The sequence below is a fragment of the Rhodomicrobium udaipurense JA643 genome (assembly GCF_000636015.1).
GTDB classification, from domain to species: Bacteria; Pseudomonadota; Alphaproteobacteria; order Rhizobiales; family Rhodomicrobiaceae; genus Rhodomicrobium; species Rhodomicrobium udaipurense.
This window is the reverse complement of sequence record NZ_JFZJ01000044.1, coordinates 1-25684: the sequence shown is the minus strand read 5'-3', so window position 1 is coordinate 25684 and position 25684 is coordinate 1. Positions and strand designations below refer to the sequence as shown.

23 protein-coding genes, 2 tRNA genes and 2 pseudogenes are annotated in these 25684 nt (G+C 62.6%); 18 read left to right on the top strand and 9 right to left on the bottom strand.

The annotated features are described in order from the left end of the window. The 3 genes from T281_RS08570 to hflX all read left to right on the top strand — a co-directional run. Positions 1-410 (top strand): aminotransferase class IV (locus T281_RS08570; RefSeq protein ID WP_037237233.1); only part of this gene is annotated, 410 nt, incomplete at its 5' end. Between the two features lie 140 nt (positions 411-550). Continuing rightward, the gene (gene hfq, locus T281_RS08565) at positions 551-799 is read left to right on the top strand and encodes an RNA chaperone Hfq (RefSeq protein WP_013418983.1); all 249 of its coding nucleotides are present in this window, start codon (positions 551-553) and stop codon (positions 797-799) included. Between the two features lie 6 nt (positions 800-805). After that, complete coding sequence (gene hflX, locus T281_RS08560) at positions 806-2194, top strand: GTPase HflX (protein WP_037237230.1); 1389 nt, start codon at positions 806-808, stop codon at positions 2192-2194. Positions 2195-2698: 504 nt separating this feature from the next. Here the strand turns inward: hflX and T281_RS08555 are convergent. The 3 genes from T281_RS08555 to T281_RS08545 all read right to left on the bottom strand — a co-directional run bounded on the left by T281_RS08555 (position 2699) and on the right by T281_RS08545 (position 6820). Continuing rightward, positions 2699-4270: a GDSL-type esterase/lipase family protein gene (locus tag T281_RS08555; RefSeq protein WP_162173146.1), complete on the bottom strand. Its 1572-nt coding sequence runs from the start codon at positions 4268-4270 to the stop codon at positions 2699-2701. A 105-nt stretch (positions 4271-4375) separates the two neighbouring features. After that, positions 4376-5653: an SGNH/GDSL hydrolase family protein gene (locus tag T281_RS08550; RefSeq protein ID WP_155955174.1), complete on the bottom strand. Its 1278-nt coding sequence runs from the start codon at positions 5651-5653 to the stop codon at positions 4376-4378. A gap of 144 nt (positions 5654-5797) precedes the next feature. Then, positions 5798-6820 (bottom strand): lytic murein transglycosylase, encoded by a 1023-nt coding sequence (locus tag T281_RS08545; protein ID WP_052037276.1) that lies wholly within the window; start codon positions 6818-6820, stop codon positions 5798-5800. 152 nt (positions 6821-6972) lie between these two features. On the opposite strand from T281_RS08545, the gene T281_RS08540 reads away from it, so the two are divergent. From T281_RS08540 to T281_RS08530, 3 genes are all read left to right on the top strand, one after another. Continuing rightward, entirely contained in the window at positions 6973-7899 is a 927-nt protein-coding gene (locus T281_RS08540) for a UTP--glucose-1-phosphate uridylyltransferase (RefSeq protein WP_037237222.1), read from the top strand. Between the two features lie 112 nt (positions 7900-8011). Beyond that, positions 8012-9049, top strand: coding sequence for a KpsF/GutQ family sugar-phosphate isomerase (locus T281_RS08535; protein WP_052037275.1), 1038 nt, complete (start codon positions 8012-8014; stop codon positions 9047-9049). Positions 9050-9177: 128 nt separating this feature from the next. Then, positions 9178-9251: transfer RNA gene (locus T281_RS08530), tRNA-Gly, on the top strand. Between the two features lie 69 nt (positions 9252-9320). Here T281_RS08530 and T281_RS08525 read toward each other — a convergent pair. Further along, complete coding sequence (locus tag T281_RS08525) at positions 9321-11552, bottom strand: alpha,alpha-trehalose-phosphate synthase (UDP-forming) (protein WP_037237217.1); 2232 nt, start codon at positions 11550-11552, stop codon at positions 9321-9323. Positions 11553-11891: 339 nt separating this feature from the next. Here T281_RS08525 and T281_RS08520 point away from each other — a divergent pair, with 339 nt between their 5' ends. Both T281_RS08520 and T281_RS08515 read left to right on the top strand, forming a co-directional pair. Beyond that, the gene (locus tag T281_RS08520) at positions 11892-13007 is read left to right on the top strand and encodes a beta-ketoacyl-ACP synthase III (protein ID WP_037237215.1); all 1116 of its coding nucleotides are present in this window, start codon (positions 11892-11894) and stop codon (positions 13005-13007) included. 182 nt (positions 13008-13189) lie between these two features. Then, positions 13190-14182, top strand: a complete 993-nt coding sequence (locus T281_RS08515) for a fatty acid desaturase family protein (protein WP_037237212.1) — start codon at positions 13190-13192, stop codon at positions 14180-14182. Positions 14183-14195: 13 nt separating this feature from the next. On the opposite strand, the gene purN is transcribed toward T281_RS08515, so the two are convergent. Beyond that, positions 14196-14834, bottom strand: coding sequence for a phosphoribosylglycinamide formyltransferase (purN, locus tag T281_RS08510; RefSeq protein WP_037237209.1), 639 nt, complete (start codon positions 14832-14834; stop codon positions 14196-14198). Continuing rightward, the gene (gene purM / locus T281_RS08505) at positions 14834-15934 is read right to left on the bottom strand and encodes a phosphoribosylformylglycinamidine cyclo-ligase (RefSeq protein WP_037237207.1); all 1101 of its coding nucleotides are present in this window, start codon (positions 15932-15934) and stop codon (positions 14834-14836) included. Before purM ends, purN begins: the two co-directional genes overlap by 1 nt. 135 nt (positions 15935-16069) lie before the next feature. On the opposite strand from purM, the gene T281_RS08500 reads away from it, so the two are divergent. Then, complete coding sequence (locus tag T281_RS08500) at positions 16070-17245, top strand: DUF2066 domain-containing protein (protein ID WP_037237205.1); 1176 nt, start codon at positions 16070-16072, stop codon at positions 17243-17245. Positions 17246-17303: 58 nt separating this feature from the next. Here T281_RS08500 and T281_RS08495 read toward each other — a convergent pair whose 3' ends face one another. Then, a complete protein-coding gene (locus T281_RS08495) occupies positions 17304-17810 on the bottom strand; it encodes an outer membrane protein assembly factor BamE (RefSeq protein WP_052037274.1) in 507 nt (168 codons plus the stop codon). A gap of 251 nt (positions 17811-18061) precedes the next feature. On the opposite strand from T281_RS08495, the gene T281_RS08490 reads away from it, so the two are divergent. The 7 genes and pseudogenes from T281_RS08490 (at position 18062) to T281_RS08460 (ending at position 23146) form a co-directional block, all read left to right on the top strand. Next, positions 18062-18505, top strand: a complete 444-nt coding sequence (locus T281_RS08490; protein WP_037237203.1) for a ubiquinol-cytochrome C chaperone family protein — start codon at positions 18062-18064, stop codon at positions 18503-18505. A gap of 2 nt (positions 18506-18507) precedes the next feature. Further along, a complete protein-coding gene (locus T281_RS17640) occupies positions 18508-19041 on the top strand; it encodes a hypothetical protein (RefSeq protein WP_052037273.1) in 534 nt (177 codons plus the stop codon). Positions 19042-19167: 126 nt separating this feature from the next. Then, entirely contained in the window at positions 19168-20232 is a 1065-nt protein-coding gene (gene plsX, locus T281_RS08480; protein WP_037237197.1) for a phosphate acyltransferase PlsX, read from the top strand. Then, entirely contained in the window at positions 20229-21206 is a 978-nt protein-coding gene (locus tag T281_RS08475) for a beta-ketoacyl-ACP synthase III (RefSeq protein ID WP_037237193.1), read from the top strand. Before plsX ends, T281_RS08475 begins: the two co-directional genes overlap by 4 nt. Before the next feature lie 166 nt (positions 21207-21372). Further along, a pseudogene (locus T281_RS19515) lies at positions 21373-21675 on the top strand (integration host factor subunit alpha); the annotation flags it as partial. A gap of 470 nt (positions 21676-22145) precedes the next feature. Continuing rightward, a tRNA-Pro gene (locus tag T281_RS08465) sits at positions 22146-22223 on the top strand. Between the two features lie 86 nt (positions 22224-22309). Beyond that, complete coding sequence (locus T281_RS08460; RefSeq protein WP_155955171.1) at positions 22310-23146, top strand: hypothetical protein; 837 nt, start codon at positions 22310-22312, stop codon at positions 23144-23146. A 12-nt stretch (positions 23147-23158) separates the two neighbouring features. On the opposite strand, the gene hemF is transcribed toward T281_RS08460, so the two are convergent. Together hemF and T281_RS08450 are read right to left on the bottom strand one after the other, a co-directional pair. After that, positions 23159-24019 carry an oxygen-dependent coproporphyrinogen oxidase gene (hemF, locus tag T281_RS08455; RefSeq protein WP_037237179.1) on the bottom strand — a complete coding sequence of 287 codons (861 nt, stop codon included), beginning with the start codon at positions 24017-24019 and terminating at the stop codon, positions 23159-23161. Between the two features lie 133 nt (positions 24020-24152). Beyond that, a complete protein-coding gene (locus tag T281_RS08450) occupies positions 24153-24620 on the bottom strand; it encodes a tRNA (cytidine(34)-2'-O)-methyltransferase (protein WP_037237177.1) in 468 nt (155 codons plus the stop codon). Between the two features lie 115 nt (positions 24621-24735). Between T281_RS08450 and petA the strand changes: the two genes are divergently transcribed. Further along, on the top strand, positions 24736-25320 hold the full coding sequence (petA, locus tag T281_RS08445) for a ubiquinol-cytochrome c reductase iron-sulfur subunit (RefSeq protein ID WP_037237174.1): 585 nt from the start codon (positions 24736-24738) through the stop codon (positions 25318-25320). A 30-nt stretch (positions 25321-25350) separates the two neighbouring features. Further along, positions 25351-25684 (top strand): annotated as a pseudogene (locus T281_RS08440) (cytochrome b); the annotation flags it as partial.

Sequence of the window (25684 nt, the reverse complement as noted above, 5' to 3'; positions counted from 1 at the left end):
CGCTCGCAAGGCAGGCGGCGCGCGAAGCGGGTGCCTACGAGGCCTGGCTCGTCGACGACAAGGGCTATGTCACGGAAGGCGCATCCTGCAACGCGTGGATCGTAACAGGCGATGGCAAGCTCGTGACGCGCTCTGCGGAGTCTGGTATCCTCCGAGGGATCACGCGAGAGGTTGCGATGGAAACCGCCCGCGCGCGTGGTCTTCACTACGAAGAACGGCCTTTCACGGTGGAGGAAGCCAAATCGGCTAGGGAAGCCTTCCAGACCTCCGCATCCGGGCTTGTGATGCCCGTGGTGAAAATCGACGGGGTTGCGATCGGAAACGGGAAACCGGGCGAGATCGCAAGCGGCTTGAGAGCGGCCTACCACGGAGTGGCTGAAGTCTCCACGCCACACCACCTTTTAACTTAGAGCGTCAGACTATCGGAGGTGGCGGTGCCGGCGTTGCGGTGCCAGAGATGGGTTGCGCCAGCAACAACTGAGCTAACAGGGGCAAATAGCGGGTATTGGGCAAGCGGCCATCAGTGTCGCGAGAAAATAATGGACAGGTCATGCCTCCAGAGAAACAACAGAACCTTCAGGACGCCTTTCTCAATCACGTACGGAAAAACAAGACCCCGCTTACGATTTTCCTCGTGAACGGCGTCAAGCTGCAAGGCATCGTCACGTGGTTCGACAATTTCTGCGTGCTGCTGCGCCGCGACGGTCATTCGCAGCTTGTCTACAAGCACGCCATCTCGACAATCATGCCCGGCGGCCCCATTTCGTTCTTGGACGGAGATCAGGTACAGGATCGATAGCAGACATTGAAAACGCTCGAACGCAGTGAACGAGCCGCGCAGCGCGCGGGCATCAACGACGGCGAAACGACGGCAGGCGATGACGACGGGGCGACGCGCGCTCTCGTGATCGTGCCGGTGCTGAAGGGCCAGAGCGGTCCGCAAGGCGCGGCCGCGCTTGCGCTTTCGAGCGAGGAGAGGCTGGAAGAGGCCGTGGGTCTCGCCATTGCCATCGGGCTTGATGTCGCCTTTTCGGGCACGGTGCCGCTGGCGCAAATCAAGCCTGCTGCGCTGCTCGGCACGGGCAAGGTTGAGGAGATCGGCGCGATCATCGCGGCCGCAGGCGTGAGCGTGGCGATCGTCGATCATCCGCTGACGCCCATCCAGCAGCGCAACCTCGAAAAGGCGTGGAATGCCAAGGTGCTCGACCGCACCGGGCTCATCCTCGAAATCTTCGCCGAGCGCGCGCTTTCCAAGGAAGGCCGCCTTCAGGTGGAGCTTGCGCGCCTCACCTATCAGAAGAGTCGCCTCGTGCGGTCGTGGACCCACCTTGAGCGCCAGCGCGGCGGCTTCGGCTTTCTCGGCGGCCCCGGCGAAACGCAGATCGAGGCGGATCGACGCGCCATCGGCGAACGCATCGACGTCATCAAGAACGAACTCGCCGTGTCCGAGCGCACGCGGCGGCTGCATCGCAAGCGGCGCAAGGAGACGGACCAGCAGATCGTGTCGCTCGTCGGCTATACGAATGCGGGGAAGTCGACGCTGTTCAACGCGCTGTCAGGTGCGGGCGTGCTCGCGAAGGACATGCTGTTCGCGACGCTCGACCCGACGCTTCGCCGCGTGGAGTTCGCGGATGGCGGCGCGTTCATTCTGTCCGATACGGTCGGCTTCATCTCGGACCTGCCGACGCAACTCATCGTCGCGTTCCATGCGACCCTCGAAGAAATTCTCGAAGCCGACCTGATCCTGCATGTGCGCGACATCGCGAGCGCGTCGTCTGAGGCGCAGAAGATCGAGGTCGAACGCGTGCTTGCCGAGATCGGAATCGACGCGGCCGCGCAAGCAACCCGCGTGATCGAAGTGTGGAACAAGTCCGACCTTCTTTCGGAGGATGAGCGTTCGGCAGTCGGAAAGCGAGCCGAGAACGCCGCGCATCCAGCGGTCCTCGTCTCCGCGCAGACAGGCGAGGGCGTTCCCGAGCTTGCGTCAGCGATCCGCATCCGGCTTCAGGCGCATCTGCGCACGCGCGACGTGGTCGTGAGCGAGGCCGATGGCGCGTTTATCCACTGGCTTTACGAAAACACGGAAGTTATCGACCGGCGGGGCCGCGAGGATGGTAGCCAGCTGTTTCAGGTGCGAGTTGCGCCGGAGCGCGAGCACGACCTCGACCTTCATATCGCGCGCCCGGGCAGCTAAAAGGTGGGTTCCTGGCGTAGCCTAGGACTTCAAACTGGACCGCTTCGGGTATTTCAATTTTATCGAAGCTCCAAGCATAGGGTATGGGTAATTCCATAACTTTGTCCCGATTAATCAGGTAAAAATCGAAAATCGTCTCCAATAAAACATAGCTTAAGGATTTTATCCCGTCGTACCCGTATTTATAGTAAAAACGATAAGTTTCTTTGATTGATAAGTAATATCGTGTGTTTTTGGTCGAATCCTGGCGGTATCTACCTGATTAATTCGCGTAGCGTTGCGCGATTCATTCGGACGCTCATCAAGCCTCCGCCATTTATATTTGTTCTCTTGCCAGTGCTTTGAGTAATACCAAATACGACGCGCCAGTTTGGAGAGGATTTAGGTAAGTACCTTTCGAAGGTCAAGCCTCAGGCGCAAAATTCTTATGTTGTTCAGCGCACCTGCACGAACCAGCAACCGATTGCGGGAACTAGCGAAGACGCGGAGAGTACGCTTCCGCGTTCAGTGCCGCTTCTTGCGGGCCGTCTTCGGAGGCGCGGCGGTGATCAAGGCGGCGGCTTGTGGCACCACGGCGGTTTTCGCCAAAGCCATGCGCTGATAACCGTCGAAGCCCGCCATCAATTCCGCGAACAACGCCCGCGCAGAACGCGCATTCCCCGCTTCGGTCAGGGTCATATGGTCGGGGGCGGCAAGGGGCGGGTTCATGGTCGTCCACGCGTGGATGGAACAGTGGCCGCCCATATATTTCGCCCAGTCCCAGTAGAAGGCCCCGTTTGCAGCCGCTGTTCGCCGGATCACAGCGCGTACAGTTTCGAGGCGTGGCGGCGCGTGCCATCGGCCCAGCCGCTCGTCGCTGCGACCGAGCAGGCGCGAATAGCCAGCGGTTTCCTGCGGATTGAGCGCGCGACAAACCTGTGCGCCGCCGAGGCTAGCGAAGGTAGGTAGTCGCGCCGCATCCGGTGGCCCGATCAGGAGGAGCGAGGCATTTGGCACGGCGCTCTTGATCTGATCGACCGTCAGCCTGAGACGCGCTTCATATTCGCGCATGTCGAGATCGTCGTCGAAGCCCTCTTTTTTTCCGAAACTCAGAATGATGAGATCCGGATCGAGCTTCTTGAGGTCGTTCGCGGCGAAGTCGCGGTTCCATTTAGCGAGCGTCATCGCCGTTGCGCCGGGGACACCCGCGTTCGAGTAAACAATGCCGGGCGTCTGAGTGCCGGTCGTCAGCGACAGCATCGTCACGTCGCCATCGCCGCGCGGGCGGATCGTGATTTCGCGAGCCTTCGCCATGATGCGAATGGAGGTTTGGGCCGTGTTCGGCGCCCGCGTCGGAACGAGCTTCGTCTCGCCGTCGACGCTGATGGCGACTGTACCCTGTTGCGGCCCAGTCATGAACGAGGCTTCGACCCAATCGAACGAGGTTTCAGCCGAGGTGAACCGCAACCATGCGTCGGAGGAAGACGAAGTCACGCGCACGCCGGAAAGGCCGAACGGACCCGGCGCATTCCCCGCCGCGCTGGCAAGCGACCACGCGCCGCGTCGGTCGATCTTCATGCCTTTCACGGGATAGAGGCCCGGCAGCATGAGGCCCCGCCCCGCGTTGCCGAAGCGGCTGGTGAGATGCTCCCTCAGAGCGCCGGCGAAGCGGTCGTCCACGATGTCGTCGCCGCCGAGATGGACGATCTTCGCCGCGCCCGACCGTCTTCCAGCGTTCAACTTTGCGAGCGCGCCGTAAAAGTTCTCCAGGGCTTCGGCCGCGGTGACCGGGTTCGGCTCGTAGGCCTCGGCGGTGTTGAGCGCAAGCGCGAGCGAGGCGTCGGACGGGGAGGGCCGCCGTGCCTCGAAGGTCGAGAAGGCGAAAAACGACGGTCCGCTGTCCGGCATGAGCGTGGGCGCGGGTTGGGAGCCTGCCGACGACGGAGACTGAAACGAAAGAAAATTGGTCTTGTAGGAACGGTTCAGCGCGGGTGCGCCGTCATGGTCGTCCGCGAGCGAGGCGCGGTCGGAATCGTCGCCCCAGCCCATGCCGGGCAGGCATCCGCCAAGGAATGGCAGCGCCACCAATCCCAACATCGGAAGCAACCGCTTCCGCCATAAGCGCCGATCGGGTCGTTGACGTCTCTGCATGAAGACTCCGGCACACTTACTCGACGACATTCGACAAGCACGAAAAAAGGATTATTGCTGGGACGCGGCGCTATCCTCGCGCCACGTGAAATCATCGGCTCGCCCATCTTTCGGGGGCAGGGCATCGCCACGGCTCAGGACTTTGAAATACAGGCGGTCGGCGAGGGGCGTCTGCCGCTGGATTTCCCGCATCGAGAATTCGCCCACGGGCGATATGACGGCTATTGCGGTCATGCCGTCGGCGAGGTCGCCGAAGATCAGCTCGCCGCCCTGAAAGCCGGACGCACCGGCGAACGCGGCCTGCTCGCGGCGCTGGTCGTCAGTCGCGGTCGCCGCCGTCGCGGAAGCTGCCGTCGAGGCGGGCGTATTATCTTTATCGGTCGTGGCTTTCGTTGCCGGTTCAGTCGCCGCGGCTGGCGCGCCATCGGTCCGTGCACCCATCTCCGTCGTCCACGCCGATTTCCCGCCGGCACTCTTCGCCGAGCGGTTCCCCGGCACCACACGCGCTTGCTCTTCCTCGTCGCCCGCGAGCGGAATGTTGCGCTGCGCCTTCGCCTGGGCGAGATCGCGCCTCAGCACGATTTCCACATAGTTGGCGAGTTTGCGGCTGCCCGCTGCCGTGAAGCCCACGCCGTCGCCTTCGCGCAGCCGTTTCGTCTGGCCGGTGAGGTCGGGGCCATAGGCCGCGTACGCGCCGGACTGATCGGTGAAGCCTGCGCTCGTATCGATGAATTTTGCGCCGTTGACATAGGCCGCCTGACGCACGGCGTCGTTCATGGCCGCGACCGCGTCGTTTCTCTGGCTGCTGGCCATGACGGGGAGACCGAGCCAGTAAACCGCGATGTTGGCGGCTTTCAGCTTGCGGATGAGCTTTTCGGCTTCCCGTCCGTAGGCGTCCTTCCATTCGGCGGTGCCGACCTGAAGCCGCCCCGTAGCGGTTGGCGCCTTCATGGACGTGGCGTCGTTCACGCCCAGCATGACGACCGCGATGTTAACGGGCGGATTGGATGCGGTCAGCTTGTCGATGTCGCCGAAAAGGCCGATCTGTTCCGGCCGAGCGAGGCCGTAATTCGATTTCGACGCGTCCTGAATCTGCACCGACGCATCTTGCTTGAACGCGTCCTGAAGGCCGTTTGTGAGGCCCGATCCGAGCCAGTCGCCGATGACGCGGACCTGATAACGATCCGTCTGCGGAAACGGCGTGACGTAGCTCGACGAAAGGGGGTTCGGTGTCTGCGCGAGAAGGGTGCCGCTGCCTGCGGCCAGCGCCGCAAAAACAACGATGGCCGTCATGAAGAAGACCGCCAGGGCGCGGGAAATCGAGGTCATTTCAAAATCCTCGCGGACGCGCCCAAGACCGAACTCCACCCATTGCCCATGGCCTTCTTTTATGCGGGAATGTGTCAGGATCAAGCCTGCTCTGTGACGGCACACTTTTTTCCACCCAATGCCACGGAAAGCTCAGCCTTCCGCCTATCGCCATGAAAGCTCGGCGGCAAGCCGGTCGGCGAGCAGCCCAACCGCGAGAGCATACAGGTCCGAATTGTTGTATGTCTTAATGACGTCGAAGTTCGCGATGGTGAGAAAGGCGGAGATGTTCGCTTTTTCGGCCGTGAACGGGTTCGTTTTTTCGGGCCGGAAGAGACGCGCGGTTTCAGCGGGCCTCGGGAAGCGTCCCCCCGTTTCGCGCTTCAGGCCGAGCTTGCGCCAGCTTTCAAGCGGCATCGTGGAGGCTTCCATCTCGTCTGTCGTCTGGAAGCCGTCCGGCAGCCGCACCGCGTAGCCCCAGGTGCGGCCTCGCTGCCAGCCCGACTGCGCGAGATAGTTCGCTGTCGAGGCCATCGCGTCGGCCGGATTATCCCATATGTCGCCGCGCGGCGTGCCGGAGAAGCTGACCCCGAATTTGTTGTATGTGGACGGAATGAACTGCGTGTGGCCCATCGCGCCCGCCCAGGAGCCGGACAGCTTGTCGGGGGAGATGCGCTGGTTCTCCACGATCTTGAGCGCCTCCACGATCTGCGTCTTCCAGAAATCCGCGCGACGACCGGATGCTGCGAGCGTGGCGAGAGAGCGGAAGACGGCCCACGATCCCTGCTTGTTGCCGAAATCGGATTCGGCGCCCCATATCGCGACCAGGACGAAGCGACTCACGCCATAGCGCCGCTCCAGCACCTTGAGCTTTGCCTCGTATTTGAGATAGGCGGCCTTGCCGTCGGCGATGCGCGCGGGCGTAATGATGCGGTCGAGATATTGCGTCGCGGTGAGAGTGAATTCGGGCTGGCGGTTGGCGAGCCGCAGCACTTCGGGATCGGGTTCCAGCCCCGCGAACGCCGCATCGAACGTCTCGCGGGAAACGCCCTCGCGCTCGGCGACCGGCCAAAGCTCCGACTTCAGGGCGGCAAATGCCGTGTCCTGCGTCTCTCCGGCGCGTACGCTTCCGAAGCCCGCAAGCGCCATCGTCACGATGAACACGGCGGCCACGCGCGCGGCGACCATTTGCACCGTCGATTCTCCCTCAAAGCGCCTCGCGGGAGCCGCAATTAACGCTTCTATCTCGGCGGGCGTTCGCTATATCACTCGCGAACGGTTGCACCGCTGAAGCGCCCGAGAAACTTCGTCGATAAGCTCAAACCCCACCGAGAAGTCCCATGAGCAAGCCTATCCGCAAGGCCATTTTCCCCGTCGCCGGTCTCGGCACGCGCTTTCTCCCCGCCACCAAGGCGATGCCGAAAGAGATGCTGACCGTTGTCGACCGCCCCATCATCCAGCACGTGGCCGACGAGGCGCGTACCGGCGGCATCGAGCATTTCATCTTCGTAACTGGGCGCAATAAAGGCGTCATCGAGGATCATTTCGACCGGCAATTCGAGCTGGAAGAAGTGCTTAGGCGGCGCAACAAGCAGGAAGAGTTGCTCAACCTCGAAACGCATCTGCCGAAGCCGGGCGCGACGAGCTTCACGCGTCAGCAGGAGCCGCTCGGCCTCGGTCACGCGGTGTGGTGCGCGCACGACATCGTGGGCAGCGATCCGTTTGCGCTGCTGCTGCCGGACGTGATCGTGCTGCCGGACGGCGAGAGCTGCCTCGGCCAGATGATCCGGGTCTATGGCAATCTCTGCGAGAAATATCCCGACGCGAAGATCAACATCGTCGCCGTCGAAGAGGTCGCGCCCGAGGAGACGAGTTCCTACGGCGTGGTCGGACTTGCCGGCGTCGAGGGCGACAGCTTGTGGCGTATCGATTCGATGGTGGAAAAGCCCGCCAAGGGCACCTCGCCCTCGAATCTCATCATCATGGGCCGCTACATCCTCCAGCCCGAGATTTTCGACATCCTGAAGTATCAAGAGCGCGGCGCGGGCAACGAAATCCAGCTTACCGACGCGATGCGCACGCTCATGCGCGATCAGCTGTTCTTCGCCTACAAGTTTCGGGGCAAGAGCTACGATTGCGGCTCGAAGCTCGGCTTCCTCACGGCAAACGTCGCGTTCGCGCTGGCGCGCTCCGACCTCGGCCCCAAGTTCGGCGAGGAGCTGAAGAAGCTCGCCGCCGAGATGCAGGTGAAAAAGGCCGCCGAATAATCAGCCGGTTTGCAACGGTTTTTTCCTCACACACGCCCGCCCGCTTTTCTTGATGCGACCGCATTTGCTCCTTAACAAAGGGTAAACGGCGACAGGACAAAAGGGGGCGGCGATGGTGCAATCTGCGGCGCGGATCGGCATTGGCGTGGACAGAATCGTTAGCGCGGGCGAGGCGTTGCCCGAGCCGGGCTCTGCGGCCGCGGTGGCGCGTCGCACGCTCGAATGCAGCCTCGACGGGCTTCTCGCGCTTCGAGCCTCGCTCGCCAACGGCCTGGCCCTCGATTTCGAGCGCGCCGTCGCGTTGATCCACGCCTGCCGTGGCCGCGTGATCGTGACCGGCATGGGCAAGAGCGGCCATGTCGGCCAGAAGATCGCGGCGACGCTCGCTTCAACCGGCACGCCCGCGCAGTTCGTTCATCCCGCCGAGGCAAGCCACGGCGATCTCGGCATGATAACGGCGGCCGACACCGTCCTCGCGCTTTCGTGGTCGGGCGAAACGGTTGAACTGGCGAGCATCCTCACCTATTCCCGTCGCTTCCGCGTGCCGCTCATCGCGCTGACCTCGCGGCGCGAAAGCGCGCTCGGCAAGGCGGCCGATGTCGTGCTTCAGCTTCCGCCCGTGAAGGAGGCGTGCCCGCACGGCCTCGCGCCGACCACCTCGACGCTGACGCAACTCGCGCTCGGCGATTGCCTCGCCATCGCGCTGCTCGAAGGGCGCGGCTTCACGGCCTCCGATTTCAAGGTGTTTCATCCCGGCGGCCAGCTCGGCGCGAACCTCAAGCACGTCGCCGACATCATGCACAAGGGCGAGCGCATGCCGCTCGCAGGCGCTGACGCACCGATGAGCGCCGCGCTCGTCACCATGACCGAGAAGGCGTTCGGCTGCCTAGGCGTGGTGGATGCGGACGGGAGGCTCGCGGGCATCGTCACCGATGGCGATTTGCGTCGTCACATGGCGGGCGATCTCCTGGGCCGCCGTGCCGCCGACATCATGACGTGCAATCCGAAGACGATCACGCCGACGATGCTTGCCAGCGCCGCGCTTCAGATCGTGAACGAGAAGAAGATTACGGCGCTGTTCGTGGTGGAGGACGGCGTGCCGGTCGGCATCGTGCATATCCACGACCTGTTGCGCGTCGGAGTCGCCTGACCGGGCGCGTTTTCAGTGCAGACAGGTGGGATAAGCCGCCGAAGCTGTTGCAAAGCGCGCCGCCGATGCTAATCTGTGCGCTGGCTGGATATCGGCCACCGGGGTGCCGAACGCTGTGGTTCCCCGTTGCGGGTATGGTGAAATGGTATCACAGGAGCTTCCCAAGCTTCTAGCGCGGGTTCGATTCCCGCTACCCGCTCCAGCTCTTTTCCAATCACCGGCCTCGACGGGCGGCGCATCTTGCGGCGTCGGCGCGACAGCAGCTTCGCCGCTATGTCCTGCGCTTGCCGCCCTTCTGATGCAGGGCTGCGATTTCGAGAACGTGCTGTTTCTTGCGCAGCCGACTCGCGTCGAGGAGCATCTGGCCGGCCCAGCGATAAACATTCCGGTTCCGAATGAGATCCCGCATAAGCCGCATGCGCTCGCGCTGCTCTGCAGCGGGCATCGTGAGCGCCCGTTCGATGGCAACGGCCATGGAGTGCGGATCGTAGGGATTGACCATGAGCGCTTCCGACAGTTCGCGCGAAGCCCCGGCAAAGGTCGAAAGCGCGAGCACGCCCTGCTCGTCGTCACGCGACGCGACGAATTCCTTGGCAACAAGATTCATGCCGTCATGCAGGCTTGAAACGATGCAGACGTCGGCCGCCCGGAAAAGCTCGAAAACCTCCGCAGGGTCGTGGTGGCGAATGACGAGGTGCACCGGGGCGACACCATTGATGCCGTGGCGGTCGTTGATCTCTGCGGCAAGCCGCTGCGCCTCAGCCTGAAGCGCGGCATATGCGGGCAGCTTGCTCCGCGTCGGTGCGGCGGCCTGCACGAACACAAACCGCCCCTTCCATTCCGGATGGGCGGTAAGAAGGGCGTCGATGGCCAACATCCGGTCGAGGATGCCTTTCGTGTAATCGAAACGCTCGATGCCAACGGCGAGATGCGTCTCGGCCGGGATGCCGAGCCGCTCCCTGACCGCCGACCGGCATTCCGCCACCGGCTTTTGCCCCCCGAGCGCAGCCGGAGGCCACTCGATCGAAATGGGGTAGGGTCTGACGAAGGTTTCCCGCCCGGACAACGTAATCGACGCGTGCTCGCGGTCGATGCGGCTTTCGATGAACCGGTCCGCGGTTTCGATGAAATTGTTACAGTGAAACTGCGTGTGGAACCCGACGATGGAACTTCCAAGGAGCCCCTGAACGATTTCTTCTTTCCAAGGGAAGATGCTGAAGGTTTCCGAATTCGGCCACGGGATATGCCAGAAGGTGATGATCGTTGCCTTCGGCAGCCGCGCCCTGACCATCCGGGGCAGGAGCGCAAAATGATAGTCCTGGACGAGCACGATGGGTGAGTCCGTCTTCGCTTCGTCGACGACCGCCTTCGCGAAGCGCTCGTTGATGGCGCGGTAGGTATCCCAATCGGCGGCGCGAAATGTCGGGCGCACGAAGGCGATATGGCAGAGCGGCCAAAGCCCTTCATTGGCGAGACTGTAATAGTAACCTTCCTGTTCGTGCTCGCTGATCCAGACGCGCCGAAGCGTGTAACCAGGATTGTCCGGCGGCACGCGGATTCGGCCTTCGGAATCGGCCATCTCCTGATCGGCGCTGCCGCTGCCATGCGCGATCCACGTTCCGCCGCAAGCGCGCGTCACCGGTTCAAGCGCCGAGACGAGGCCCGAAGCAGGGATTTGCAGCTTGATGCCATCGGCTTCGCGATTGTGGATGTAAGGCTCGCGGTTGGAAACGACGATAACCTGCGCGTTGGCGAGCTCGCCGTTCATCACTTCGCGAATTGTTTCCGCAGTCCACTCGGTGCGCTCGGTATCGACCGAGGCGACGCGATTGAGATCCATCTTGCGAAGCGCAAGGCGCAGTTCCTCCCCGATCGGACCGAGCCTGCTCGTCATCTCTTCGATGTTCTGGCCTTGCGCAGCACTTGAGAGCGACTCTCGCAGGCCAATCAGCCAGCGTCGCACGACCGCAAGCACGGCGAGGGCCGCAAGCAGCGTGCTCACAAGGACGATCCCGACCAGCGCGGCCGTCAAGAAGGTGCGAGCTTCAGCGCTGCGCTTCGTTGCGAAGCTCAGATCGTGCAGGATGACGAGGTGCCCTTTTGCGTTCCTCACCGCGATGGGAAAGGAGGCCGCAATCAGATGGGTTCCATCGTCGGTGATCGACGAAAAGCTGGCAGTTTCCGATCTCGCAGCCTTTTTGCAGGAGAAGGTAGACGGCATGAGCTTGGTCTGGAAACGCAGCACGCCCGGGTCCACGCAAAAGCCGAGACCCAAGACACGGTCGTCGTTCGCGACGCGTGCAAACAGATCATCGATGCCCGCCTTGTCGTTCGCCGCGAGCAGTTCCGAGAAGCTGTGGCGGATTGAATTGAAGACAAGACGCGAGCGAAGTTCCACGTCGTTGCGCGACCATTGCTCGACGAGCGCGCTGGCATAGGGAGCGAGCGCGAGCACAATGAGAACGGTAGCAACCAGCGCCGAGCTGGCGTACCGCACGAACATCCGTACCGTCGGATTGCGCCATAAGGGAAAGCGGGACAGAGAACTATCCCCACCGATGATCGGAAGGTTCCTGGCAAGGAAGGAGGTCGGCCATCGCATGCACCGGTTTTATGGTGCTCGAGCTACCGCTGGCAACCATATTGTTTTTTTATTCAGAATTTGCGGCAAGCGTTGGCGACGGCGCAGGAGACCTCGCCGCGACCTTTCGCGCGGCGGCATAGATCGGAAGGCGCTCTAGACGAAATAGCGATGAGCGCTGTAACGGTGGAGACTGGACAGCCGGGGATCGACGGGCGGCACGGGCCGCAACGGCGCCCCAACCCTCACAGGAGCACGCCGTTGCGCTCTGCCGTCATCGCCGCGACCGGCCTTTATACCCCTCCCGAAAGCATCTCGAACGACGAGCTGGTCGAGGCGTTCAACGCCTATGTCGAGCGGTTCAACGCGGACAACGCAAGCGCCATCGCGGAGGGGAGCGTCGCGGCGCTTCAGCCGTCGTCGGCCGAATTCATCGAGAAGGCGTCCGGCATCAAGTCGCGCTATGTGGTGCAGAAGTCTGGCATTCTCGACCCCGCCGTGATGCGCCCGGTCATTCCCGAGCGGTCGAACGAGGAGCTTTCGCTGCTCGCCGAAATGGCCGTGAAGGCCGCCGAGGAGGCGCTCGCCCGCTGGGGCAAGCCGCGCGAACGCATCGGCGCGGTGCTTTGCGCGGCGTCGAACATGCAGCGCTCTTATCCGGCGATGGCGATCGAGGTGCAGGCCGCGCTCGGGCTTCACGGCTTCGCCTTCGACATGAACGTGGCGTGCTCGTCGGCCACCTTCGGCATCAAGACGGCGGCGGATTATGTGGCGACCGGTACGGCCGATGCGGTGCTGATGGTGAACCCGGAGATCTGCTCCGGCCATCTGAACTTCCGGGACCGTGACAGCCACTTCATTTTCGGCGACGTCGCCACCGCCGTCATCGTGGAGCGGGGCGACGAGGCCGCGAGCGGATGGGACATCCTCGGCGCGCGGCTCAAGACGCAATTCTCGAACAACATCCGCAACAATTCCGGCTTTCTCAACCGCGCCTGGCCCGAAGGCCGGGACCTGACGGACAAGCTGTTCGTGCAGCAGGGGCGCAAGGTGTTCAAGGAGGTGGTGCCGATGGTGTCGGCGCTCATCGCAGAGCACGCCGCCGACATCGGCATCGACACGCACCGGCTGAAGCGTCTGTGGCTGCATCAGGCGAACATCAACATGAACCACCTGATCGGCCAACGCGTGCTCGGCCGCGAGCCGGAGCCGGGCGAGAACGTCATCATCCTCGACGAATACGCGAATACGTCGTCGGCTGGCTCGATCATCGCCTTCCACAAGCATTCGGACGACCTCGCGCCCGATGATACGGGGCTGATTTGCAGCTTCGGCGCGGGCTATTCGGCGGGGACGGTGTTCGTCCGCAAGCGGTGAGCTTGGCTGCCGGACGGTTGATTGATTCGGCCGCCCCGGCCGACCTGTGGGAGCGGGGTAAGCCGGTTAATGGGGAAGGTCATTTTCAGCATAGACCCCGCCTACAGGAGTGCGGCCACTCGGTATTTTACGTGGGGGATCGCTTGCGCTAAGGTCGCGCATCGATAATTGGACCTGACTGCATGCGCGCGCTGCCCGTCCTCGTTTCGCTTGCCTTCGTGCCCCTCGCCGCGCTGGCGTTGCTTCACGGCGGGCCGTGGCTTCTGGCTCTCCTCGTTTACGGCCCCGTTGTCGTTCCGGTGGCGGATCATGTTTTCGGGCTATGTGCGCAGGTCGCGCCCGCGAGCCGGGTTCAGTGCGGTTTCGCCTTCGCGTGGGTGCCGATCCAGTTCGCGCTGGTGCTCGGCCTCGCGGCATCGGCGGACACGCTCGGCGGCTCGGCGCTTTTCGTCGCGGCCATCGGGATCGGCCTTGCGACAGGCGGCGTCGGCGGCGCATCGGCCTTCGCGCTCCTCGATCGCGGCGGTCGCTACAACCGAGCGGCCGCAGAACTCCTCACGTGGCCGATCCTCTACGGCTCCTTCGCGGTACGCCACGGCGGCGAGAGCGGCGCGCGCGCCGCGACGCCCAAAGACCCCGCCACGCCGCGCCTCGGCGAAGGCTTCTACAGCTATTTCCTGCGCTCGACTTTTATCGGTCTGTTCGCCGCGTGGGACGCGGAAGAGGAACGGCTCCACGCGGCAGGGCTCTCGACGCTCAGCCTTTCAAACGCATTCCTGCGCGCGTTCATCGCCTATGCCGTGCTCATCGAGGCGGCGTTCCTCATCGGCGGCGCGCTCGGCGTGATGGCGCTGTTCGTGCAGGCGTTCGTTGCGTGGGTGGTGATCGACGCGGGCGCATATGTCGCGCGGTTCGGGCTTTTGCGCCGTCCGCTGGGGCAGGGGCATTTCGAGCCGCTCGGGCCGCAGCACGCGTGGAGCGCGACGGGCGATGTGCCGCGCTTGCCCGGCGGCTTCTGCGCGATGGCGCTGCTCGCCACGCTCTGGCCGGAGCGCTTCGTGCGCCTCATGAACCCGCGCGTGCTCGCATGGCATGCGCGCTGGTGGGAGACGGCCACGCCGCCCGCTGCGCCCGAGACGCAAGCCGAAGCCACGCTGAGCGAGGCGCGGGCCTAAGCGCTCGATTGCCCTAAAACAAAAACGGCGGCGGCGCGCCGTCCGCGAAGACCACGCGGTCGCCTTCGAGCCGCGCCGCGTCGGACGCCACGAGCCGCAGCGCCAGCGGGTAGAGCCGGTGCTCCATCGCGAGGATGCGGGCGGAGAGCGCGTCTTCGTCGTCGGTGGGCAGGAGCGGCACCGCGCCCTGCGCGATGATCGGGCCTGCGTCCATCTCCTCGCTCACGAAATGCACGGTCGCACCCGCGATGCGCGCGCCCGCGTCGATGGCGCGCTGTTGCGGGTGCAGGCCGCGAAACGACGGCAGCAGCGAGGGGTGAATGTTGAGCTGGCGGCCGTGCCACGCGCGCACGAAGACGGGCGAGTGCAGCCGCATGAAGCCCGCGTTGCAGACGATGTCCACGCCCGCCTCGCGCAGCGCCGCCACCATCGCCTCGTCGAGCGCCTCGCGCGCAAGGCCCTTGTGCGAGATGACGCGCGTCGCGATGCCGGCGTCGGCGGCGCGCTGGAGGCCGCCCGCGTCCGCCTTGTTCGACAACACGAGCACGATTTCGGCGGGAAAGTCGGGCGCGCGGGCCGCCTCGATCAGCGAGACGAGGTTCGAGCCGCGCCCGGAGATGAGCACGCCGACGCGTTTTTTGGCGACCGTCATTATCTGCCCCCGAGCGATCCGGAGAACAGCACCTGCGGGCTGAGCGACGAACCTTCGGCCCCCTCATTACGAATGAGGTGCTCTCGCGCTTCGATCTCGCCGAGCAGGAACGCGGTTTCGCCCGCCGCCGTAAACGTGTCGATCACCGCGCCCGCATCCTCGCGCGCGGCAACTGCGACGAAACCGACGCCGCAATTGAACGTGCGCAGCATCTCGCTCTGCGCGACGCCGCCCGCAGCCGAAAGCCAGCGGAATACCGGCAGATAGGGCGCCGCGTTGAGGTCGATGCGCGCGGCGAGCGCGGGCGGAAGCACGCGGTTGACGTTGCCTGGAAGCCCGCCGCCGGTGATATGCGCGAAGGCCTTCACGCAGCCGGTGCGATGTGCCGCGAGCGCGGGCTTCACATAGATGCGCGTCGGGTCGAGCAGCGCGCGGCCAAGCGGGCGCGCGGGGTCGAAGGGCGCGGCATCGGCGAAGGACAGGCCGTGATCGCGGATGATCTTGCGCACGAGCGAGAAACCGTTCGAGTGGACGCCGGAGGAGGCGAGGCCGATCACCACGTCGCCCGCCGCCACGTCGTTGCGAGGAAGCAGCGTGCCGCGCTCGGCAGCGCCCACCGCGAAGCCCGCGAGGTCGTAGTCGCCATCGGCATACATGCCCGGCATTTCGGCAGTCTCGCCGCCGATGAGCGCCGCGCCCGCGCGCTTGCAGCCCTCGGCGATGCCCGCGACGATGGCGGTTGCGGTGTCGACATCGAGGCGGCCGGACGCGAAATAGTCGAGGAAGAACAGAGGCTCCGCGCCCTGCACGATGACATCGTTCACGCACATGGCGACGAGATCGATGCCGACCGTGTCGTGAATGCCCGTCTCGATGGCGATCTTCAGCTTCGTGCCGACGCCGTCATTGCCCGCCACGAGCACCGGATCGGTGAAGCCCGCCGCCTTGAGATCGAAAAGGCCGCCGAAGCCGCCCAGCGCCGCGCCCGCGCCCGCCCGCGCCGTAGCCTTCGCCAGCGGCTTGATGCGCTCAACAAGCGCCTCGCCCGCGTCGATGTCGACGCCCGCGCTTTTATAAGAACCGTCCGAATCCGTTGTCATGCTTTCCGCCGCAAGGCTGCCTTACTGCCCCGGCAAAGGCTTGCGGGGGCGTGGTGCACCATTTATGACAGGGGCTAGCATTTTAGCTGCATGGTACACAAGCGCCACAAGCCTTTCGAGCGGGGAGTTCCTTTCATGGCGATGAAAAGGGCGTTGACGAAGGCGGGTGCGTTGCTCGCGCTCGCTTGCTTCGGTCTGGGGCTGGCTGCCGCCGAGGCAACCGCGCAGACGCGCCAGGCAAGCGTGTTCGCGGTGTCGAACGTGAAGGCTTCGGCCGAGGCGGAAAACGCGGTCGAGGCGAAGAAGATCGCGCAAGGACAGGCACAGAGCCGCGCCTTCCGCAAGCTTGTGTCGCGCATCGTGGATTACCGCTCGCAATCGCATATTCCGGATCTCGCGCTGAACGAGATCGAAGCGCTTGTGTCCGATATGGACGTGCGCGGCGAGGGCGTGAGCGGCACCGGCTATGTCGCGACCTTCGGTGTGAGCTTCTCCGAGCGCGCAGTGCAGGCGCTTCTTGCGCGCTACGGTGTAGCCGCCATCACTGACCGCGGGCCGGAGATCCTGATTGTGCCGGTGTATGTGGAGGGCGGGTCCGCGCGCACCGCCGACCGCAACGCCTGGCGCACCGCGCTGACCTCGCTCGACCTCACGCACGCGCTCGTTCCGGCGAAGGTTGCACCCGCGCGCTCGGATATCACCGCCGCGATTGCGAACGCCTACATCGCGAGCCCGGCCGCTACCCTCGAAACGCTCAAGACGCAATATCAGACGCAGCAGATCATGTTCGCGCTGGCCGAAACCGACGGCGATGGCGAAACCATTTCGCTGAAACTCATCGGCCTCGATTCGGGCGGGCAGTTTTCCGTGCAGCGCAAGGTCAAGGCGAAGGATGGCGGCGATGGCACGGCGCTCGACGTGGCGGCCGACCTCGCCTTCGACACGGTTCAGGAGCGGTGGAAACTCGCCCGCGAGGCATCCGCGCCGGCGGCTCCGGCGGTCGCGTCGGACGGCTATGGCGGCACCGCGTCCGCTCCGGATGGCGGAAATTTTGCTCCGGCCTATGGCGGCAGCATGGAAACGCTTCAGGTGACCGCGCTTTATTCGGGGCTGAAGGAGTGGCAGACGATCCGCCGCCAGCTTCAGGGACTTCCGGGTGTGCAGAACTGGGACTTGCGCTCGGTGGATCCGAGGAGCGCCGCGATCGCGTTCGACTTTCCGGGGGGCGCGGCGCGTCTGACCGCGATGGCGGCGGGGCAGGGGCTCGTCGTCGAGAATGGCCCGGATGGGCTCGTGGTGAAAGTGCACTGAGTGAGCTTCGCCCCGCGCGTTCGACACACGGGGCGAAGGTATTGACTGCGCGGAACGCCTACTTCTGCACGCCGGGGATTGCCGGTCCCATGCCGATATTGCGGAAGATCTCCTTCAGCATGCCCTGATCGCGCGTGTAGACGGGCGTTTCGCGGCGGATGAAGTCGAACACCTTGCCGTCTTTCAGCCCGTAATTCGCGATCTGCTCGACCTTGTCCTTCTTGTCGAAATAGACCGCGACAACGCGCCGGTCGATAACTTCCGGCTTCATGAACGCCATCTGCTGCTGAGCGGTCTGCGATACGTAGTAGTAGGTGCCGCCCGCGATGGCCGATTGCGTGTCGGGCGTGCCGAGCGCGAGCACGACCTCGTCCTTCGACATGCCGACGCGAACCTGATTCAGGTCTTCATCCTGAAATTGGTGCCCCTGCTTGATGACGTTGCCTGCGCAGCCCGGCAGAGTGAAGCATGCGGCGGCAAGCGCCGACGACATCGCGACAGCCCTGACGAGGGCCTTCGCCCGCAGGCGCTTTCGTCCAAAATCCTTCGAGGATTGATTTGACATTTCGCCCCCAAATTTGCTGTTTGCTGTCAGCGCCTCGCGTTCCGACCAAACATGCCCCGACGTGATTGCACCCTTTTTGGATGCGATTAAGGCTTTATAAGGTACGTTGCCCCCAAGAGCGAAAACTGGAGTCAGGCCGAACGATGTTCCGTTGGTTTGCTGAGCGCTCAGCTCGCCGTGAGGCCGCTGAGAAAATATACGATTCGATAGTCGCGCAATCGCGCAATCCGGTTTTCTATGTGCGATGCGGGGTGCCTGACACGCTGTCGGGCCGCTTCGACATGCTCGTCATCCACATGTTCATCGTCATGCAGAACCTGAAGCTTGGCGCGAACGAGGGCAAGCTTCTCGGCAAGGAAATCATCGAGGCTTTCGTGCGCGAGATGGACAGCATGGTGCGCGACCTCGGTATCGCCGACGCCTATGTGGCGCAGGAAGTTCGCAAGATCGCCGACCTTTTCTATCGCCAGTTGGTGGTCTATACGAACGCCGCCGAGCAGAAGAACAAGGCAGCGCTCGCTGAGGCGATCTGGAAGAGCTTCCAGTCCGGCGACGAGAACGCCAATGTCGCCGCCGACGAACTCGCCGACTACATCTTTCATTCCATAAAAAATGTTGGGGAAATGCCGCTCAACATGCTCCTGCAGGGGCACCTGAATTTCCCGGAAGTCTACGGCTTGAAGCAGGCGGTCTGACGATGCTGAAAACACAGCCGCTCCCATGGGCGATCGACACGCATACGCTGACGCGCGCCGTCGAGACTGTCGCATTCGAGGCGGACGCCGCCGAGCGTGCGGCTCTAGGCGCTTATGCGGAGGTCCGCGAGATCAAGAAATTCGCGGCCGGCGTTCAGGTGATCGGGCTCAACGGCGGCCGCTATCGGGTCAGCGGACGGCTTGAGGCCGACATCGTGCAGGCCAGCGTTGTCGACCTCGCCGACGTGCCCGCCACGCTCGACGAGCGCTTTCAGGTGGAATTCTGGCCGCCGGAGCTGATCGAGGGCAACGGCGAGGATGAGCCGTCCTTCGAAGCGGAGCCACCCGAGGCGCTTTCTGGCGCGAAGATCCCCATCGGCGCTTTCCTCTGCGAGTTGTTTTCGGTTTCGCTCGAACCCTATCCGCGCAACGAAGGCGACAGTTTCGCCTGGCAGGCGCCGGACGAAAGCAACGCGCACCCCTTCGCGGAGCTTATCCGCCTTCGGCCGAAGACCGGCGACGACGGGGATGGATAAGAAGACGCAGACCGGGATCGCGGCGATCTTTTTCGTTGTCACAAAACCGTTATACAGTATGGTGCCGCGTCTATCTAAAGAGGGTTAAAGCCCGACAGGGCAAGTGCGGGGCTTCTGGTTTCAAGCATGGGAACGCCAATCACGATTGCGCTCGACGCGATGGGAGGAGATTTTGGCCCGTCCGTGGTGATACCGGCTGCGGCGCTCTCGCTCATCCGGCATCCCGAGACGCGATACATCATTTTCGGTCGCGAAGACGAGATCCGCGCGCATCTGTCAAAAGATTCGCCGCTGGCTGCCGTCTCGAAGATCGTTCACTCGGAGGTCGCCATTGCGATGGACGACAAGCCGAGTCAGGCGCTCCGCTACGGCCGCTGGAAGAGCAGCATGTGGATGGCGCTCGAAGCTGTGAAGCAGGGCGAGGCGCAAGCCGCCGTCTCCGCAGGCAACACCGGCGCGCTGATGGCGATGTCGAAATTCTGCCTGCGCATGCTGCCCGGTATCGAGCGGCCCGCCATCGCGGCGCTCTGGCCGACCCTCAGGAGCGAGAGCATCGTGCTGGATGTCGGCGCGAATGTCGGTGCGACCGCCAAGGGCCTCGTCGATAACGCCAATATGGGCGCGGCTTTGGCTCGCGCGCTGTTCCAGGTGGAGAAGCCGACGATTGGCCTTCTCAACATCGGCTCCGAGGAAGTGAAGGGGCTCGAAGAGATCAAGCGGGCGGCGGCGGCACTGAAGGCGCCGGGGCTGCCCATCACCTATTACGGCTTCGTCGAAGGCAGCGACCTCGGCAAAGGCGTTGTGGATGTGGTCGTCACCGAAGGCTTCGCGGGCAATATCGCGCTCAAGACGGCAGAGGGCACCGCGAAGCAGATCGGCGCCTATCTCAAGGCCGCGATGACGCGCTCGCTGATGTCGAGGCTGGGCGCGGTGCTTGCGCAGGGGGCCTTCAAGGCGCTCCGCGCGAAGATGGACACGCGCACCATGAACGGCGGCATGTTCCTCGGATTGAATGGCGTTGTAATAAAAAGTCATGGCGGTGCGGACGCGGTGGGCTTTGCAAGCGCCATTGACCTGGGCTACGACATGGCAGCCAGTGGTCTGGTCGCGGATATTCAGCGCGGCGTCGAGAGCTTCCACAACGCTCTCCAGGCCAAACCGGAACAAGCCCTGAAAGCGGTTGCCCAGTGAAACAAACTAGATCGGTCGTCTTAGGCTGCGGGTCGTATCTCCCGGAGCGCGTGCTCACCAATCAGGATCTGGCGCGCATCGTCGATACGTCGGACGAGTGGATCAGCGATCGGACCGGCATCAAGACGCGCCATATCGCCGCCGACGGCGAGATGACTTCGGACCTCGGCATCGCGGCGGCGCGCGCGGCGCTCGATCACGCGGGCATCGACCCGCAGTCGCTCGATTTCATCATTCTGGCAACCTCCACGCCCGACAACACCTTTCCCTCGACCGCGACGACGATCCAGGCGGGCCTCGGCCTCACCCACGGCTTCGCCTTCGACGTGCAGGCGGTGTGCTCGGGGTTCGCCTATGCGCTGGCGACGGCGGACAACTTCATCAGGGCAGGGCAAGGCAAGCGCGGTCTCGTGATCGGCGCGGAGACGTTTTCCCGCATCCTCGACTGGGAGGACCGCGGCACCTGCGTGCTGTTCGGCGACGGCGCGGGCGCGGTGGTTCTCGAAGCGACGCAAGTGCAAGACCCGATGCGCGAACGCTGCATCATCGGCTCGATGCTGTTCTCGGATGGCCGCCACAAGGACAAGCTCTATGTGGACGGCGGCCCGTCCTCCACGCAGACGGTCGGTCATCTGCGCATGCAGGGCAAAGAGGTTTTCCGCTTTGCCGTCAATGCGATCTCGGATGTGGTCGAGCGCACCCTCGCCGCTCACAACCTTCGTCCGAGCGATATCGACTGGTTCGTCCCGCATCAGGCCAACAAGCGCATCCTCGACGGCACGGCGAAAAAGGTCGGCATAGCCGAGGAGAAAATCGTCATCACGCTGGACCGCCACGGCAACACGTCTGCGGCCTCAATTCCACTTGCGCTTTCGACCGCCGTTCACGATGGCCGGATCAAGCGCGGCGACCTCGTTTTGTTCGAGGCTATGGGTGGCGGCTTCACCTGGGGCGCCAACCTCGTTCGGTGGTAGCCCCCGAACTTTCACAACATAGGGTCAACAAACAGTCTCCCTGCGGCATTTTTGCCCAAAAATATCTGTTTCCAAAGGGATTTTTACAAGATTAGTGTTTGCTATGGTCCGGGCCGAGCGTTAACATTGTATGCGCTTCGTTCTATGGGGAGGGACACGGCGCGTCATGGCGCTTAACGGGAAAACACTGACCCGAGCCGACTTGGCTGAGGCAGTCTTCGAGAAAGTCGGCCTACCTCGCAACGAGGCAGCTGAACTTGTAGAGTTAGTTCTCAAACAAATCGTTTACGCGCTTGAGCGTGGCGAACCAATCAAGCTTTCATCCTTCGGTTCGTTTGGACTTCGTCAGAAATCCGAACGCGTGGGGCGTAATCCGAAAACCGGCGAGATCGTTCCGATCACGCCGCGCCGCGTTATCGTGTTCAAAGCCAGCAATATCATGAAGGACCGGATCAACGCCGGTCTGGCCAAGGTGGTGCCTCCTCCGCCTGCGGTGAAGATTGCGCCGGCGAAGACGACCACGAAGGCGGGGGCGAAAACGGCAGCCGCCTCGAAGGCTGGGGAAACGGCGAAACCGAAGCCCGCGAAGGCGTCGGCAAAAGCGGCTCCTGTCGAAGAAAAGCCTTCGCCCGAGCAGTTGGCACCGAAGGTCGAAGCGAAGCCGAAAGCTGCGAAGGCGGACGTCGCGAAGCCGGCAACAAAGGCTGCACCGAAGTCTGCTGCGAAAGAGGCGTCTCCGAAGCCGGTTGTCTCGAAGGCCGCCGCAAAAAGCGACGCTGACAAGACGAAAGCGGAGGATGCCGCGCCGAAACGTGCGAGCGCCCCCAAAGCCTCATCGTCAAAGAAGCGCGTCGTCTCGTCCTGATTGGCGCGTTATAGTGAAATCGGCCCGTTACAATGCTTGACGGGCGGGCCGATTGCCCGCAAAGTGCGCGGCAACGGAGCGTAGCGCAGCCCGGTTAGCGCACCGGTCTGGGGGACCGGGGGTCGGAGGTTCAAATCCTCTCGCTCCGACCATTTTCCTCTCTTCATCGACTGATTTTGCGTTTCCGCAAGGTGAACTGGCGGCGTGTTCCTGCGGCATTTTCAAATGGAATATGGCGATGGAATTCATTATCGCGGGCATTGCTCTCGTAATAGGTTTCATAGTCGGGGTTAAAGCGTCTCAGTCATCCAGCGGACGAGTTCTGGAACACGTTCTGATTGCCCAAGCTCACGATAGGCATAACCTTCTTGCGACACTTCAACGTGAGCTTGCCAATTTGCTGATATGGCGCGATCCTGAGCGCTTCAAGTGCCTATACGAGGCATTATTGGCGGAAATTTCCACATATAAGGACATGAGCGCTCGGTCGCTACAGCAAAAGATTGATGCTCTGTCCGCGAAGTATCCCCACTACGAAGACTTCGATGTGTTTAGAACCAGATCCTATATTCTGTACCCAGATGCCCTCGGCTTCCGCACGTTTGAGGATTTAGAGCGGTACTATTCCGATATCTATTTTTTTCAGGCTCTCATGATTGCAAGAGATCCAAAATGGAAATGGTTCCAGTCGGCTAGCGCTAAGGAATTTAATCATCTATCGGAATATGTTCAGAGCTTGCAGGATACGAAGTTATGCCTCGCCATGGATTATTGCGTGGGTGAATTCTATAGGCGTGATGCTGCCATTGACTGCACCTATGAAACCAACAGTTTCGTCGTGAAACGCATCTCTCACTTTGCAGAAAATCGGCTTGGTATCTTTTTCAAAGACACCAAGGAATACGCGATATACGGGGCCTATGTTTCGGATAGAGTGCTTCCAGACGGCTCTCCAAAAGTTTATTACAGTTATTTCCGCTCGGATGAACGCTTCCACTCAGAAGTGTCTCTCGACATTCTTCATGGCGTTGCCGACTGGAGACGTTTCCCGAGCGGTCGGAGCTATCCTGCGTGAATTCTCGCTCGTTTAAGGCCACTTCACCACGGGCGGCATCGACGACAGAATCGAGTCGACATTGCCGCCGGTCTTGAGCCCGAAGACCGTGCCGCGGTCGTAGAGCAGGTTGAACTCCACATAGCGGCCGCGCCGGACGAGCTGCTCCTCACGGTCGGCTTCGCTCCAGGGCGTGTGCATGTTGGCCCGGATGAGCTTCGGCACGACGGCAAGGAATGCGCGCCCCACGTCCTGCGTGAAGGCGAAGTCGGCGTCCCAGTCGCCGGAGTTGTGATAGTCGTAGAAGATGCCGCCAAGGCCGCGCGCCTCCTGCCGGTGGGGCAGGTAGAAGTACTCGTCGCACCATTCCTTGTAGCGGCTGTAATCGGCGACCGGGTGCTTGAGGCAGGCCGAGCGAAACGCGGCGTGAAAGTCGAGCACGTCCGGGTCTTCCACGCGCCGCCGTTTCGACAGCATCGGTGTAAGGTCCGATCCGCCGCCGAACCACCATTTCGATGTCACGATGAAGCGCGTATTGAGGTGGACGGTTGGCACATTCGGGTTGCGCATGTGCGCGATCAGCGAGATTCCGGACGCGCGAAAGCGGGGGTCTTCCTCGGAGCCGGGAATTTGTGCACGAAACTCGGGCGCGAATTCACCGTGGACGGTCGAAACATGCACGCCGACTTTCTCGAAGACGCGGCCATGCAACATGGCCATGGTTCCGCCGCCGCCATCCTCGCCGGTATGGTCGGTGCGTCTCCACGGTTTCTTCTCGAAACGTCCCGGCGGCAGACTGGCATGCGGACCGCTCTTCAGCTCGTCCTCGATCCGCTCGAACTCGTTGCAGATGTCGTTGCGCAGCGATGCAAACCAGACCCGCGCTTTTGACATTTCGGGGTGGAACGGACCGGAGTTATCCAGAGGAGAGGTCTGCGGTTTTGGCATTGCAGGTATGCGAATTGAACTGTGTCTCGGCATTGCGCCTCCGGCGCTTGGCGTTCTGAAAAGGAGAATCGCGTCCTTTCTACAGGAAACGTGAAAAACCGCCAGTCTGGCCAAGGGCTTCACCGAGCACCATGGCCATGGATACTGCTACATTCAGCGACCGAAGGCTTTGCTGCATGGGAATCCGGACCCGCAGATGCGCGCTTTCGTAGACTTTGTCCGGCACTCCGGCGCTCTCACGACCGGCCAGAATGACGTCTGCATCGCGATACAACACATCGTGATAGGGCGTCGCGCCCTTCGTCGTCATCAAAACCAGCCTTGCGCCGCTTGCATTGATATTGTTTAAGAAAAGTTCAAAAGAAGCATGGCGTTGCACCGTCACCTTGTCGTAGTAATCAAGGGCTGCGCGTCGAAGCGCGCGGTCGGACAAATCGAACCCGCAAGGCTCGATAATGTCGACTGCGACGTTTAGACATGCCGCCATACGCAAGATCGTGCCTGTATTTTGCGGAATGTCTGGTTGATATAACGCTACACGCATCAGGAGCGGTTCCCGTGGATGGTCGAGCTAAATTGTGCCATGGACACGGAAATCGATTGCATGCATAAGAGCACGATTTTTTCGCTCCCGCAAAACGTCCTACAAGGTTGAACTTCCGATGGCCACAACATACGACGGTGATCAAGGCGACGTGTCGCGCCGTGATTTCATCTATCTCGCAACCACGGCATTCGCGGCTGTCGGAGCGGCCGCCGCGCTCTGGCCGCTGATCGATCAGATGAACCCAGACGCGTCTGCGCTCTCGCTCGCGTCGATCGACGTCGATCTGACGCCGGTGCCGGAAGGCGCCGCGATCACCGTGCTCTGGCGCGGCAAGCCGGTCTTCATCCGTCACCGCACGGCTGAAGAAATCAAGAAGGCTCAGGCCGTTCAGGTCGCCGAGCTGAAAGACCCCTATGCCGAGGTTCTCGGTGCGCCCTCCGATCTGCCCGCCACCGATGCAAATCGCACGAAGGACGGCAAGTCGCAGTGGCTCGTGCTGATCGGCATTTGCACCCATCTCGGCTGCGTTCCGAAGGGCCAGGCTCCGGGCGACGAAAAAGGCCCGTATGGCGGCTGGTTCTGCCCATGTCACGGTTCGATGTACGACACCGCCGGGCGAATTCGCCAGGGACCGGCGCCGCGCAATCTCGACGTCCCGCCGTACCAGTTCACGGCGGACACAAAGATTCTGATCGGCTAGTTCCCGCCATTCCGAGAAGGTTTTTCTGAAATGTCCCACGCTTCCACCTACGAACCGAAAACATCGGTAACGCGCTGGCTCGACGCGCGGTTGCCGATCATCCGCTTCATAGCGGATTTCATGGTCTTCCCAACGCCGCGCAATCTCAACTACCTCTGGACCTTCGGCGCGATCCTCGCGTTCATGCTCATCGCCCAGATCGTCACGGGCGTTATCCTCGCGATGCACTTCGCGCCCAACACGGCGCTGGCGTTCGACTCGGTCGAAAAGATCATGCGCGACGTGAACTACGGCTGGCTGCTCCGCTACGCTCATGCGGTCGGCGCGTCGATGTTCTTCCTCGCCGTCTATATCCACATGTTCC

Coding starts and splice junctions, on each gene's coding strand:
- hfq (WP_013418983.1), top strand. CDS start 551: ATGCCTCCAGAGAAACAACAGAACCTTCAGGACGCCTTTCTCAATCAC.
- T281_RS08555 (WP_162173146.1), bottom strand. CDS start 4,270: ATGTTGGGATTGGTGGCGCTGCCATTCCTTGGCGGATGCCTGCCCGGC.
- T281_RS08550 (WP_155955174.1), bottom strand. CDS start 5,653: ATGACCTCGATTTCCCGCGCCCTGGCGGTCTTCTTCATGACGGCCATC.
- T281_RS08545 (WP_052037276.1), bottom strand. CDS start 6,820: ATGGTCGCCGCGCGCGTGGCCGCCGTGTTCATCGTGACGATGGCGCTT.
- T281_RS08540 (WP_037237222.1), top strand. CDS start 6,973: ATGAGCAAGCCTATCCGCAAGGCCATTTTCCCCGTCGCCGGTCTCGGC.
- T281_RS08535 (WP_052037275.1), top strand. CDS start 8,012: ATGGTGCAATCTGCGGCGCGGATCGGCATTGGCGTGGACAGAATCGTT.
- T281_RS08525 (WP_037237217.1), bottom strand. CDS start 11,552: ATGTTCGTGCGGTACGCCAGCTCGGCGCTGGTTGCTACCGTTCTCATT.
- T281_RS08515 (WP_037237212.1), top strand. CDS start 13,190: ATGCGCGCGCTGCCCGTCCTCGTTTCGCTTGCCTTCGTGCCCCTCGCC.
- purN (WP_037237209.1), bottom strand. CDS start 14,834: ATGACGGTCGCCAAAAAACGCGTCGGCGTGCTCATCTCCGGGCGCGGC.
- purM (WP_037237207.1), bottom strand. CDS start 15,934: ATGACAACGGATTCGGACGGTTCTTATAAAAGCGCGGGCGTCGACATC.
- T281_RS08500 (WP_037237205.1), top strand. CDS start 16,070: ATGGCGATGAAAAGGGCGTTGACGAAGGCGGGTGCGTTGCTCGCGCTC.
- T281_RS08495 (WP_052037274.1), bottom strand. CDS start 17,810: ATGTCAAATCAATCCTCGAAGGATTTTGGACGAAAGCGCCTGCGGGCG.
- T281_RS17640 (WP_052037273.1), top strand. CDS start 18,508: ATGCTGAAAACACAGCCGCTCCCATGGGCGATCGACACGCATACGCTG.
- plsX (WP_037237197.1), top strand. CDS start 19,168: ATGGGAACGCCAATCACGATTGCGCTCGACGCGATGGGAGGAGATTTT.
- T281_RS08460 (WP_155955171.1), top strand. CDS start 22,310: ATGGAATTCATTATCGCGGGCATTGCTCTCGTAATAGGTTTCATAGTC.
- hemF (WP_037237179.1), bottom strand. CDS start 24,019: ATGTCAAAAGCGCGGGTCTGGTTTGCATCGCTGCGCAACGACATCTGC.
- petA (WP_037237174.1), top strand. CDS start 24,736: ATGGCCACAACATACGACGGTGATCAAGGCGACGTGTCGCGCCGTGAT.